Source organism: Sphingomonas sp., assembly GCF_036388215.1.
Classification (GTDB): Bacteria; Pseudomonadota; Alphaproteobacteria; order Sphingomonadales; family Sphingomonadaceae; genus Sphingomonas.
Genome location: NZ_DASVSH010000016.1, coordinates 1 through 12,845, shown reverse-complemented (window position 1 = coordinate 12,845; position 12,845 = coordinate 1). Strand labels below are relative to the sequence as shown.

11 protein-coding genes are annotated in these 12,845 nt (G+C 64.5%); 9 read left to right on the top strand and 2 right to left on the bottom strand.

The window, feature by feature from the left end; all coding sequences use genetic code 11:
- Positions 1 to 20: 20 nt before the first annotated feature.
- The 3 genes from VF617_RS06805 (at position 21) to VF617_RS06795 (ending at position 4,653) form a co-directional block, all read left to right on the top strand.
- Positions 21 to 1,145: a DUF47 family protein gene (locus VF617_RS06805; RefSeq protein ID WP_331014319.1), complete on the top strand. Its 1,125-nt coding sequence runs from the start codon at positions 21 to 23 to the stop codon at positions 1,143 to 1,145.
- A 15-nt stretch (positions 1,146 to 1,160) separates the two neighbouring features.
- A complete protein-coding gene (locus tag VF617_RS06800; RefSeq protein ID WP_331014119.1) occupies positions 1,161 to 2,174 on the top strand; it encodes an inorganic phosphate transporter in 1,014 nt (337 codons plus the stop codon).
- 277 nt (positions 2,175 to 2,451) lie between these two features.
- Positions 2,452 to 4,653 carry a TonB-dependent receptor domain-containing protein gene (locus VF617_RS06795; protein WP_331014118.1) on the top strand — a complete coding sequence of 734 codons (2,202 nt, stop codon included), beginning with the start codon at positions 2,452 to 2,454 and terminating at the stop codon, positions 4,651 to 4,653.
- 204 nt (positions 4,654 to 4,857) lie between these two features.
- Here VF617_RS06795 and rdgB read toward each other — a convergent pair whose 3' ends face one another.
- A complete protein-coding gene (rdgB, locus tag VF617_RS06790; protein ID WP_331014117.1) occupies positions 4,858 to 5,514 on the bottom strand; it encodes an RdgB/HAM1 family non-canonical purine NTP pyrophosphatase in 657 nt (218 codons plus the stop codon).
- Complete coding sequence (gene rph, locus VF617_RS06785; RefSeq protein ID WP_331014116.1) at positions 5,511 to 6,224, bottom strand: ribonuclease PH; 714 nt, start codon at positions 6,222 to 6,224, stop codon at positions 5,511 to 5,513. Before rph ends, rdgB begins: the two co-directional genes overlap by 4 nt.
- 91 nt (positions 6,225 to 6,315) lie before the next feature.
- On the opposite strand from rph, the gene VF617_RS06780 reads away from it, so the two are divergent.
- The 6 genes from VF617_RS06780 (at position 6,316) to VF617_RS06755 (ending at position 12,743) form a co-directional block, all read left to right on the top strand.
- The gene (locus tag VF617_RS06780; protein WP_331014115.1) at positions 6,316 to 6,828 is read left to right on the top strand and encodes a DUF6438 domain-containing protein; all 513 of its coding nucleotides are present in this window, start codon (positions 6,316 to 6,318) and stop codon (positions 6,826 to 6,828) included.
- A 43-nt stretch (positions 6,829 to 6,871) separates the two neighbouring features.
- On the top strand, positions 6,872 to 7,915 hold the full coding sequence (gene hrcA / locus VF617_RS06775) for a heat-inducible transcriptional repressor HrcA (RefSeq protein ID WP_331014114.1): 1,044 nt from the start codon (positions 6,872 to 6,874) through the stop codon (positions 7,913 to 7,915).
- Positions 7,916 to 7,944: 29 nt separating this feature from the next.
- Positions 7,945 to 8,499: a nucleotide exchange factor GrpE gene (grpE, locus tag VF617_RS06770; RefSeq protein ID WP_414713987.1), complete on the top strand. Its 555-nt coding sequence runs from the start codon at positions 7,945 to 7,947 to the stop codon at positions 8,497 to 8,499.
- 118 nt (positions 8,500 to 8,617) lie between these two features.
- Complete coding sequence (locus VF617_RS06765) at positions 8,618 to 9,493, top strand: Abi family protein (protein ID WP_331014112.1); 876 nt, start codon at positions 8,618 to 8,620, stop codon at positions 9,491 to 9,493.
- Between the two features lie 16 nt (positions 9,494 to 9,509).
- Complete coding sequence (locus VF617_RS06760; RefSeq protein WP_331014111.1) at positions 9,510 to 12,260, top strand: [protein-PII] uridylyltransferase; 2,751 nt, start codon at positions 9,510 to 9,512, stop codon at positions 12,258 to 12,260.
- Between the two features lie 99 nt (positions 12,261 to 12,359).
- Entirely contained in the window at positions 12,360 to 12,743 is a 384-nt protein-coding gene (locus tag VF617_RS06755; protein WP_331014110.1) for a VOC family protein, read from the top strand.
- Positions 12,744 to 12,845: the final 102 nt, after the last annotated feature.

Sequence of the window (12,845 nt, the reverse complement as noted above, 5' to 3'; positions counted from 1 at the left end):
ATCAACGCCGGGATTCGATCATTCGCCAGATTGCCGCTCTTCCCTATCGCATCGAGGGCAACGCCAATGAGCCATCGGTGCAGGTGCTGCTGGTCACCTCGCGGGGCACTGGCCGCTGGGTGATCCCCAAGGGGAACCGTGAGCCCGGCCTGTCTCCCCATGCGTCCGCGGCGATCGAGGCGCAGGACGAAGCGGGGGTGCGCGGGGCGCTCTGCCCCATAGCATTGGGCAGCTATCGCTATCGCAAGCGCCGGGGCAGCGGGGCCTCGCTGATGATCGACGTCGATGTCTTCCCGCTCGCGGTGAACGACGAACTGCCGAGCTGGAAGGAGCAAAGCGAGCGCGAACGCAAATGGTTCGGATTGTCCGAAGCTGCGAACGCAGTAGATGAGCCTGATCTCAGGGACCTGATTCGCTCCTTCGCTCCTGCCGAATTCAAGGCCGCGGTGCGGCGCACCGGTGCGCTCAGCACCATGACACGACATACGGGGTTGGCTTCGATGTTTGGATGGTTTCAGCGCCTGTTGCCCCGCACGGGCAATTTCTTCGAATTGTTCGAAGCGCATGCCGCGACGGTATTGTCGGGGGCGGAGGCGACTGCGCGGCTGCTGGCCGGCGGCCCTTCGTCGGCCGAGCATATCCGCGAGATCGGCGAGCGCGAGCATGACGCGGACGACATCACCCGCGAAGTGCTCCAGACCGTGCGGCGGACCTTCCTCACGCCGTTCGATCGCAGCGCGATCACGGCGCTGATCGGCTCGCTGGACGACACGATCGACGAGATGCAGGCGGCTGCGGCCGCGATCGACCTGTATGAGCTCACCGAATTCCCCTCCGAGATGCAGGACATGGCCGCCATCGTCGTGGATGCGGCGCGCCTGGCGGCGGAGGCGATGCCGCTGCTTCGCGAGATCGGCCGCAACGGCGACCGGCTGCACGAGCTTACCGAGCGGCTGGTGCGGATCGAGGGGCATGCCGACGATATCCATGCAGCGGGGCTCAAGCGCTCGCTCCAGCTATACGGCAAGGCGGACACGCTGCGCTTCGTCACCGAGCGCGAGATCTACAAGCATCTCGAGCGTATCGTCGATGCGTTCGAAGACGTTGCCGATCAGATCGATGGCATCGTGATCGACCACGCTTGATCGCAGCCGCCCCCCATGCATGAACTCGCCTTCCCGCTGCTTGTCGGCCTGATCGCCGTCGCGCTGGCGTTCGATTATCTGAACGGGCTGCACGACGCCGCCAATTCGATCGCCACCGTCGTCGCGACGCGGCTGCTGTCGCCGGTAAAGGCAGTGCTGTTCGCCGCGGTGTTCAATTTCGCCGCTTATTTCCTGACCATCGCCTTTCCCAGCCTCCACGCGGTGGCGGCGACCATAGGCAAGGGGCTGGTGGACAAGGATGTCATCACGCCCGCGGTGATCTTCGGAGCGCTGGGCGGGGCGATGTCGTGGAACGTGATCACCTGGCTGCGCGGCATCCCTTCATCGAGCAGCCATGCGCTGATCGGCGGGCTGATCGGCGCCGGCGTGGCGCATGGCGGAATGGGCAGCATCCAGTGGATCGGGCTCAACAAGACGCTGGTGGCGATCGTTCTTTCGCCGACGCTCGGCATGCTGCTGGCGATGCTGGTGATGCTGGCCAGCAGCTGGCTGCTCCACCGCGTCACGGCGTTTCAGGCCGAGCGCAGCTTCCGCGCGCTCCATCTCCTCTCATCGGCCTGCTATTCATTGAGCCACGGCCTCAACGATGCGCAGAAGACGATGGGGATCATCACTGTCCTGCTCTATTCCACCGGAAGGCTCTCGGGCGAGTTCGAAGTCCCGCATTGGGTGGCGATCAGCTGCTATGTCGCGATCGCGCTCGGTACGATGACCGGCGGGTGGAAGATCATCGAGACGATGGGATCGCGCATCACCAAGCTCTCGCAGCATCAGGGTTTCAGCGCATCGATGTCGGGATCGATCATCGTGTTCAGTGCGTCCGCGCTGGGCATCCCGGTTTCCACCACGCACACGATCACCGGCGCGATCATCGGCGCCGGCACTGCGCGGCGCGCCTCAGCGGTGCGCTGGGGAGTGGCGAAGAACGTCGCCACGGCATGGGTCATCACGATCCCTGCGTCCGCCGCGATCGCGGCATTATTCTACGCTGCGACGCTCGCCTTCTAGCACGCGCAAGGAACGAACTTACCCAAGCGCCGCGACGTAGTGCCCGAAATCAGGTGCATCAGTGCATTAATTCACTAGCACGCATGCTTTAAATGCGGCATATGCGGGCTCAGGAGGAGGGGGACCAATTGGTAAATCCGGCCCACATCATTTCAGTGAAATCTCACCGATCGCTCATGCCGTTCATCGCCAGGAACGCCAGAGTCACTTCCTCATCCAAGGTTCGGGCACGGCGCACGGCTTGCGGGCCGGGCGTCTATCAAAGGCAGCACAGTTCATGAATTTCAAAGCCCTTCAGCTCTGCTCTTCCGCAATCGCGGCGGCGTTCCCCGTTGCCGCGCCGGCGCTCGCCCAGGCGCAGACTTCGCCCGCGCCCGCGGCGCAACCGTCCGCCCCGGCCCAGCCCGCGCCGGACAAGTCGAGCGAAGTCGTGGTCACCGGCCAGCGCTCCGACGTCGTCTCGTCGCCCGATCGCCTGAGCTTCAATGTCGCCAACGACCTGCAGGCGCAGACCGGGACCGTGGCGGACGCCTTGCGCGCCGTTCCGGGGGTCGAGGTAGATCTTCAGGGCGGCGTTTCGCTGCGCGGGGATCCCGGCGTGACGATCCTGATCGACGGGCGGCCCTCTGCGATGTTGCGCGGCGAGGGGCGGGGGGACGTTCTGCTTTCGATGCCCGCCGGGCAGATCGAGCGCGTCGAAGTGATCACCAATCCGTCCGCGGCCTTCAGCCCCGAAGGGTCGGGCGGCGTGATCAATCTCGTCTCCAAGCAGGTCCGGCCGGGTGCTCGATCCGCCACGATCCGCGCGACGCTGGGCGACAATGGCAGCGGCGGGCTCAACCTGAACGGAGCGGTCTCGCGCCCCGGCCTGACGATGAGCGGCGACCTTGGCTATCGCCGTTTCAAGAACACCGGCAGCGCCCTGCAGGAAAGATCGCGCCTGGACATGGTTTCGGGGGCCTTTGTCGATAGCCGCCTGGAAGCAAAGGTGGAAAATGCCGCGAGCTCGCGCAACGCGCGGTTCGCCGTCGATTATGATGTGGACAAGAAGAACCGCCTGAGCACCGAATTGAGCTTTCGCGACAATCGCATTCATGCCCAGCGGACCGACAGCTTTTCCAGCCCCACTTCCGCTTATGGGCGTACATCCGACGTGCGGATGATGAACCGCGGTTACGGCTTGACCGCGTCGTGGCGCCGCACCTTGCCCGGAAGCGATCACGAACTCGTTGCTGATATCGAGCTGGAAGCCGGCCAATTGCGCCGCGAGGTCGAGGGCGTCACTACGCCCAGCCTCCCCGCCGGGCCCGCCGGCTATGAGCGCATCCGCAATGCGGCCGATCGCGGCGATTACGGCGTGAAGCTGGATTACAAGCGCCCGATGGCAGACGGGCAATCGCTGAATATCGGCTACGAGCTCGATGTCGGCCGGACCGACTTCGAATATTCAGGCGGGCGCGGCCTCAGCTTCGATACGCTCCTTCCGGTCGCCGCGCTCACCAACCGGTTCGGTTTCGATCAGGACGTCCACGCACTCTATGGCACCTTCAAGTTCGAACTGGGCAAGCTGGAGCTCCAGCCCGGGCTGCGCGCCGAACAGGTCGAGCTTGGCATCGATCAGGTCAGCAACGGGATCAGCGTGAGTCAGGATTATTTCCGCGTCTATCCCACGCTGCATCTCGGCTATGCGCTGAGCAACAAGCAGCGGCTGCGCGCCAGCTACAGCCGGCGCATCCAGCGCCCCGGGCCGCAGGATCTCAATCCCTATACGCTCTATATCGACCCCCAGAATGTCCGCCGCGGCAATCCTTCGCTGCGCCCCGAAGTCACCGACTCGCTCGAATTGTCGTGGCAGCTTCGCGATGGCGGGACCTTCTATTCGGTAACCGGATTCTATCGCGATTCGCGCGGCGGCGTCACCGATGTCGTGCAGGATCTGGGCGGCGGCATATTCCTTTCGACGCGCGCCAATCTGGCCACCACGCGCCGGGTGGGGGCCGAGCTGGTTGCGAACGGCAAGCTGAGCAAGACGCTGTCCTACAATGCTTCGGGCACGTTCCAGTGGAACGAGATCGATCCGCGCCAGCTTGGCATATCCGCTCCTCGCTCGGGCACCACCGGAACCGTGCGCGCGAACGTCACCTGGCAGCCGACTTCGAATGATTTCTTTCAGCTCAATGGCTTTTATTCAGGTGAGCAGTTGCTGCCTCAGGGCTATCGCAGCTCCAGCGGGATCGTGAACCTGGGATATCGCCGCAAAGTCAGCGAGCGATTCAGCCTCGTCCTGACCGCGCAGAACATATTGGACAGCGCGCGCCAGGTGCTGGTGATCGACACGCCCACGATCCGTGATCGCGTAACGCAGCGCGGCGGCGGGCGGCTGTTCCTGCTCAGCCTCAGCTATAATCTAGGCAATCCCGGTGGGCGCCGCCGGCAGGAGCCCGGCTTCGATTTCGATCCCGGCGCTTCCGCACAGTGAGATGACGCGCGGCGCATCGGCGCCGCGCGAAGCGGCTCCCGCGCTCGCGCGATCAGAATGATCGGTCACTCTTTCGCGAACATGGAGATGCTCGATCAAGGTTACGAGCTGTCGCAGCGAAGCCATTGATATTCCCCCGAGCCTGTGTTGCGGGAGAGAACCGGGCTCGTCGGCTATGGTTGCATCGAATTGATGCTTAACGGATCAAGCCCGATCGGGCAGCACCGCCGCGACAAGCTGGCCGAAAGCGCGGGCGCGGTGGCTGATCGCATGCTTGGCGTCTGGTTCCATCTCACCGAAGGTCTGGGTGTAGCCGTGCGGCACGAACATCGGATCGTAGCCGAAGCCCCGGTCGCCGCGCGGAGGCCAGACGAGCGTGCCGTCCACGCGGCCTTCGAACCATTCGACATGCCCGTCCGGCCAGGCTAGCGCCAACGCGCAGACGAAATGCGCGTTGCGCCCGGTCTCTGGGGGCAGGGCGGCGAACTGATCCTCGATACGCTGCATCGCGATTGCAAAGTCGCGTCCTTCCCCGCCCCAGCGCGCGGAGAAGATGCCGGGTTCATTGCCCAAAGCCTCGACGCAAAGCCCGCTGTCGTCGGCGAGCGCGGGCAGGCCGGAGAGATCGGACGCCTGCAGCGCCTTCAATTCGGCATTGGCCACGAAGCTGGTGCCGGTCTCTTCGGGCTCGGGCAAGTCGAGCTCGGCCGCCGAAACCGGATCGATGCCGTGGGGCCCCAGCAGTGCGCGAATTTCGCGGACCTTGCCTTCATTGTGGCTCGCGATCACCAGCTTGCCGGGCGCGAGCTTGCGGATCGCCTGGGGGGCGTCGCCGCCAATGCCTTCGTCGGGACCGTTCATGCCGCTGCCTTCAGTTGCGCCTCGAATATCCGGCCGCAGCCGATGCGGGCCAGGCGGAGCAGGCGGAGCAACCCTTCCTCGTCATAAGTCGCGCCCTCCGCGGTCGCTTGCGCCTCCGCGATCTGGCCGTTGGAAAGAAGCACGAAATTGGCGTCCGCATCGGCATTGGAATCTTCGTCATAATCCAGGTCGAGCACAGGATTGCCTTGATAGATGCCGCATGAAACCGCGGCGACCTGCTGCTGGATCGGATCGACAGTCAATGCGCCGGACTGGAGCAAGCCGTTGACCGCCAGCCGAAGCGCGACCCAGGCGCCGCTGATCGCCGCCGTGCGCGTGCCGCCATCGGCCTGGATCACGTCGCAATCCAGCGTGATCTGGCGCTCGCCGAGCAGCTTCAGATCGGTGACCGAGCGCAGCGAGCGGCCGATCAGCCGCTGGATTTCCTGCGTGCGGCCCGATTGCTTGCCCTTGGCGGCCTCGCGGCTGCCGCGCGTGTGCGTCGCGCGGGGCAGCATGCCATATTCGGCCGTCACCCAGCCTTCGCCCTTGCCGCGCAGCCAGGGCGGAATGCGCTCCTCGATGCTCGCGGTAACCAGTACGCGGGTGTCGCCAAAGCCGATCAGCACCGATCCTTCGGCATGGCGCGTGAAATTGGGCTCGATGCTGATGCTGCGCATCTCGTCTGGGGCGCGGCCGGATGGGCGCATCTGCTTCAGTCTCCTGTAAGGTGTGCTGGGCGACGTAGACGGAAGCGTTGGAACGCGCCAGTGTCGGCGCGGGTCCGAACTGGAGACTGGCATGACGAAGCGTTGGATGATTCCGGGAATGATCCTGGCACTGGCCGGCTGCACGGCGGAGCGGGGCGATTATGGGCCGCAGCCGGTGGCCGCCGCGGCGCTCGAGCGGATAGACTATGAGGCCGGCCCATGCTTCGGTGCCTGCCCGGTGTTCCGCTTCACGCTCACGGCGGATGGCAAGGGCACCTTCGTGGGCATGCGCCACACTGCCGTTACCGGCGAACGCTTGTTCACCGTGACACCGGCCGAATATCGAGCCTTCGCGGATCGCATCGCGCCCTACCGGCCCGAGATGGGCGACCGCGTCTTCCAGCCGGGCAGCGACATCTGCCGCCAGGTCGCCACCGATCTCCCCAGCGTCGATGTGCACTGGCGCACACCCCGCAAGCTGCCCCAGCGCCTCTATTTCTATTATGGCTGCGACATGGAAAAGAACGCCGCGATGGCCTCGACGCTGGGAGATGCGGTCGAGGCGCTGCCGGCGCTGGAGGCGCTGATCGGCGAGCGGCCCTGACCCCGGTTGAGGCATGCTCCCGCTGCGCCTACATCGGGAATAGATGACCACGCCCCCCATCCACGAACTCACCGACCGCGCACGCGACGTGTTTCGCATCGTCGTGGATTCGTATCTGGAGACCGGCGCGCCGGTGGGATCGCGGACGATCTCCAAAATCTCAGCGCTCAACCTCAGCCCGGCCTCGATCCGCAACGTGATGCAGGATCTCGAGGAGTTCGGTCTGCTCGCCGCGCCGCACACCAGCGCCGGCCGGATGCCCACCGAGACGGGCCTGCGCCTGTTCGTGGACGGGATGATGCAGGCAAGCGAGCCCAGCGCCGAGGAGCGCGCCGCGATCGAGGCGCGCGCGGGGCAGGCGGGGCCGGTCGAGGATGCACTGGCGAGCACTACGCTTGCTCTGTCCGGCCTGTCGGCTTGCGCCGGCTTGGTGCTGGTGCCCAAGGCCGAGCCGGTGCTGCGCCAATTCGGCTTCGTGCCGCTCAGTCACGATCGCGCACTCGCGGTGCTGGTCGGCGAGGACGGCTCGGTCGAGAACCGCGTGGTCGATCTGCCCGGCGGGATGGACCCCGCTTCGCTCCAGCAAGCCGCCAATTATCTGAGCGCGACGCTGGGCGGCCTGACGCTCAGCCAGGCCCGCTCGCGCGTGGAGAGCGATCTGCGCAATCAGCGCGCGGCGCTCGACAGCGCTGCATCGGCCCTGGTCGAGCGCGGCCTGGCCGTGTGGAGCGAAGATGGCGGCCGCCGCCCGGTGCTGATCGTGCGCGGCCAGGCGCGGCTGATCGACACTGCCGCCGCCGAGGATCTCGATCGCGTGCGCGGCCTGCTCGATGAACTTGAGGGCAAGGAAGAGATCGCCCGGCTGCTCGACAGCGCGCGCGAAGGAGAGGCCACGCGCATCTTCATTGGATCGGAAAACAAGCTCTTTGCGTTGTCGGGATCTTCGGTGATCGCCAAGCCCGTTCGCGCGCTCGACGGCCGCGTGGTGGGGGTGGTCGGCGTGATCGGCCCAACCAGGTTGAATTATGCGCGCGTAGTGCCAATGGTGGATTTCACAGCGGCCACCCTGGCCCGATTGCTTGCTTGAACAGAAGAGACATGACGAAAGACAAGAAGATGAATACGGACGCTGGCGACGTGCAGGACGAGGCTCTGGACCTTCGTGAGGAAGCCGCCGAGCCCGCTCCCGAAGTCACGGAGCAGGGTCGGCTGAGCGAGCTTGAAGCCGAGCTGGCCGAAGCCAAGGCGGCGGTAATGTATGCCCAAGCCGAGACCCAGAATGTCCGCCGCCGCTTCGAGAAGGAAGCGCAGGACGCCAAGACCTATGCGGCGACCGCCTTCGCGCGCGACGTGCTCTCGGTCGCCGACAATCTCAGCCGCGCGCTATCGGTGATCCCGCCCGAATTGCGCGAGGACGAGAAGATGAAGGGGCTGGTCGTTGGCCTCGAAGCCACCGGCCGCGAACTGGATTCGGTCTTCGCGCGCCACGGCATTTCGAAGATCGTCGCGATGGGCGAAATGCTCGATCCCAATCGCCACCAGGCGATGATGGAAGTGCCCAGCGCCGATGTCGAACCCGGTACGATCGTCCAGGAAATCCAGTCGGGCTACATGATCCGAGACCGGCTGCTGCGGCCGGCGCTGGTGGGCGTGGCGAAAAAGGGGGATTGAGGCGTGTTAAACTACAGACCGACGCTGGTGGGGTTGAATTATTAGGGATTCAACATTAAGTTGAATTTGTCATGGGCTGCCACACGTCCCTTCGGGGAGTGCAAAAGGGCAGCCCTTCTTGTATCTGCTGTTCGCTATGGCGATGCTTACTCCATATACCAAGCTTCATGCCACACCAGCCCAGCGTGTCGCTCATTTGCGAAGCAAGGGCCTTGTGATCCAACGCCCCAACGTCGCTGCTCGCAAGATCGAGCTCATAGGTTACGAACGGCTACGAATTTACTTTCTCAGCCGCAGGCAGATGGGGCTGCCGGGAAAACCATTCCTGGCAGGCATCACGTACCAGAATATTCTTCGCATCTATGAATGCGACATGGCGCTGCGCGATGCGTGCTTTGCAGCAGTGGGGCAATTCGAATTGCTGTTTCGCAACGCGGTTTCCGAGGAATTGAGCAATCGGTTCGGAAGCCATCCCTATTACGACGTTCCCGCTTTCAAAAACCCGACAGCAAATTTGGACGCTCTACAAACCTTTACCGGCGTGTATGCTAAAGCGAAGGATGGAAGAGCGAAGCACTATCGGCAAACATATTCTCCGCCAGCCTTGCCGCCGATATGGACTCTCAAGGAGTTCCTTACCTTCGGAGCGGCCACGCGTATATTTCAATGTCTAGAGGGGTCCGTGCGCACCGCTGTCGCGCAGCAGTTTGGGGTAGGCAAGGATACGATTTTTACCCAATGGCTAGAATGCCTAGTCGATTTGCGAAACATGTGCGCGCACCATGACCGACTATTCAATCGAAGCTTTCAGAAACAGCCGAGTAGCCTCACCCGCCCGCCATTGCCAACCGCTCCGCGACACAAGCTTAGAGCAATTCTTCAATGCCTGGATCATATGAACGCACACCGAGGCGTTCCAACGAATGTTGAGGCAGAGGTGGGGAAAATCATCATTCGATACCCTGAAATTACGCCGGCTGAGGCCGGCTATTAGATCGAGCTAAGCACCCATGTCCGCCCGCTTCGATTCCGTACCCAACCGCCGCGCGCTGATCGATCGGCGCGGGGTCGCGGAGCGGCTTGCGGCGCTGGAGGCGAAGGACGAGACGGCCCTGCGCAAGGCCGGAACCGCCGAATTGCGGATCGCGCTCGACGCCGGCCGCGCGGAGATCGCGCGGCGGCTGGCGGAGCACCCCTCACGCGGGCTCGAGGCGGCGGCGGCGGGCGCCTTCCTTACCGATCAGCTCCTCCGCCTGCTCTGGGACTTCACCGTCGAGCGGCTGCATCGCAATTCGAACCCCACTGCCGCCGAGCGGATGACGCTGCTTGCGGTCGGCGGATACGGCCGCGGCGAAATGGCGCCCCATTCGGATATTGACCTGGCATTCCTGACGCCGTGGAAAGTCACCGGCTGGAGCGAGCAGGTCATCGAATCCATGCTGTATTCGCTGTGGGACATGCAGCTCAAGGTGGGCCATTCGTCGCGCTCGCTCGACGAGATGGTCCGCCAGGCCAAGAGCGACGTGACGGTCCGCACCGCATTGCTGGAGGCGCGCTATGTCTGGGGCGATACCGAGCTGTACGATCAGGCCGCGGCGCGCTTCCGCCAGGAGGTCCAGGCCGATACCGCGCGCAACTTCATCGCCGACAAGCTCGCCGAGCGCGATGCCCGCCACAAGCGGATGGGCGATAGCCGCTATGTCGTCGAGCCTAACATCAAGGAAGGGAAGGGCGGGCTGCGCGATCTCCACACGCTCTTCTGGATCGGAAAATACGCCTATAATGTCCGCGAGCCCGCCGAACTGGTCGCGGCGGGGCTGCTCAGCGCCCAGGAATTCCGCCAGTTCCAGCGCGCCGAGAATTTCCTCTGGGCGGTGCGCTGCCAGCTCCATCTGATCACCGATCGCGCCGAGGACCGGCTGACCTTCGACGTCCAGCGCGAGATCGCGGAGCGGCTGCGCTATTCGGACCGGCCGGGCAAGTCCAAGGTCGAGCGCTTCATGCAATTCTACTTCCTCCAGGCGAAGATGGTGGGCGACCTGACCGGCGTCTTCCTCGCGCATCTGGACGAGAAGTTCGCCGCGCGGGGCTCGCGCTTCGGCTTCCCCACGCTGTTTCGAAGCCCGCGAAAGCTCAATGGCTTCACGCTCGATCGCGGGCGGCTCGCGATCCCGCGCGACGGCTTCCTCGCCGAAAAGCCGGTGCGCCTGATCGAGCTCTTCCACCTCGCCGATTTGCACGGGCTGGAAATCCATCCGCTGGCGATGCGCGCCGCCGCCCGCGATGCGCGCCTGGCCGAGCGCGTTCGCGATGACGATCAGGCCAACGCCCTGTTCCTCGATGTGCTCACCAGCCCTCGCGATCCGGAGACCGTGCTGCGCTGGATGAACGAGAGCGGGGTGTTCGGGCGTTTTGTTCCGGAATTTGGCCGCGTCGTCGCGCAGATGCAGTTCGACATGTACCATCACTACACCGTGGACGAGCATTCGATCCGCGCGATCGGGCTGCTCAACCAGATCGAGAAGGGCGAGCTCAAGGAGGATCATCCGCTCGCCAGCCAGATCTTCCAGCAGGTCGTCAGCCGCCGCGTGCTTTATTGCGCGGTCCTGCTCCACGATATCGCCAAGGGTCGCGGGGGCGATCATTCGGTGCTGGGCGCTGAGGTCGCCGAGCGGCTGTGCCCGCGGCTGGGGCTGAGCGCGGCGGAGACCGAGAACGTCGCCTGGCTGGTCCGCTGGCATCTGCTGATGTCGGCCACCGCGTTCAAGCGCGACTTGTCGGATTTCAAGACCATCCTCGATTTCGCCGAGCATGTGCAGAGCCCCGAGCGGCTGCGGCTGCTGCTGATCCTCACCATCGTCGATATCCGCGCCGTGGGCCCGGGCGTGTGGAATGGCTGGAAACGCCAGCTGCTCGGCAATCTCTTCGAATCCGCCGAGGAGGTGCTGCGGCTCGGCCACAAGCAAAAGGGCCGCGGCGAGCGCGTCGCCGCCAAGCAGGAGGCGCTTGCCTCCGCGCTGGGCTGGGAGCCGGCGCGCATGGCGGCGCTCAACAAGCGGCTGACCGAACCCTATTGGATCGCCGAACCGCTCGACGTGCTTGAGCGCAACGCCCGCCTGGTCGATGCCGCTGGCAATGCCGCGCTATCGGTGGAAGCGCAGGTCTATCCCGAACGCGGCGCGACGCTTGTGACGGTCTATGCCTCGGATCATCCCGGCCTCTTCTATCGGATCGCCGGCGCCATCCACGTGGCCGGCGGCAACATCATCGACGCGCGCATCCACACGACGCGCGACGGCATGGCGCTCGATAATTTCCTGGTCCAGGACCCGCTCGGCCGCCCGTTCGACGAGGACGCGCGTCTCAATCGGCTCAAGGCAAGCATCGGCGATGCGCTCGCCAATCGAACCAAGCTCTCCGATCGTCTCAAGACCAAGCCGCTGTCCCGCCCGCGCGCCGATGCCTTCACGATCGAGCCCAATGTGCTGATCGACAACAAGGCCTCGAACCGCTTCACGGTGATCGAAGTCAACGCGCGGGATCGGCCGGCCCTGCTCTATCACCTGGCCCACGCGCTGTTCCAGTCGAAGGTCACGATCCATTCCGCGCACGTCGCCACCTATGGCGAGCGCGCCGTCGATACCTTCTATCTGACCGACCTGATCGGCGATAAGATCGAAGGCGCGTCGCGGCTCAAGGCGATCGAGCGGCGGCTGCTCGATGCGGCTTCCGGCGACGGCAGCGTGGCGCAGGCCGCATGACCCCCCGCTCACCCTGAGCTTGTCGAAGGGTCCGTTCGAAACGGGCTTCGACAGGCTCAGCCTGAGCGGATATGGTGTGGGAAACGAGGGGAGGGCGATATGCCGGTAGTGGGAATGGGCGGATTGTTCTTTCGGGCGCAGGACCCCGATGCGCTGAACGCCTGGTATCGCGAGCATCTCGGCGTCGGCGCGGGCTGCAACAGCAGTGGCGAAGGCGACCCCGACGAATGGTTCTGGAAGGTCACCGGCGGCCCGATGGTCTTCGCGCCCTTCAAAGCCGACACCGATTATTTCGCCGCGGACAAGCAGTTCATGATCAACTTGCGGGTGACCGATCTCGACGGCCTGCTCGAACAACTGAACGCGGCAGGTATCGAAGTGATCACCAAGCCCGAATGGAACGACCCATCGACCGGCAGTTTCGCGCGCATCCATGATCCCGAAGGCAATGCGATTGAATTGTGGGAGCCGCCGGCGGCATGATGCCTGTGTGGATCGCGGCCGTCGCAGCGATCGTGCTGCTCGGCCTGATCGTGATGATCGGCGCACGCGGCCGCCCGGAAGATGCGGCGCGAGATAGGCGGC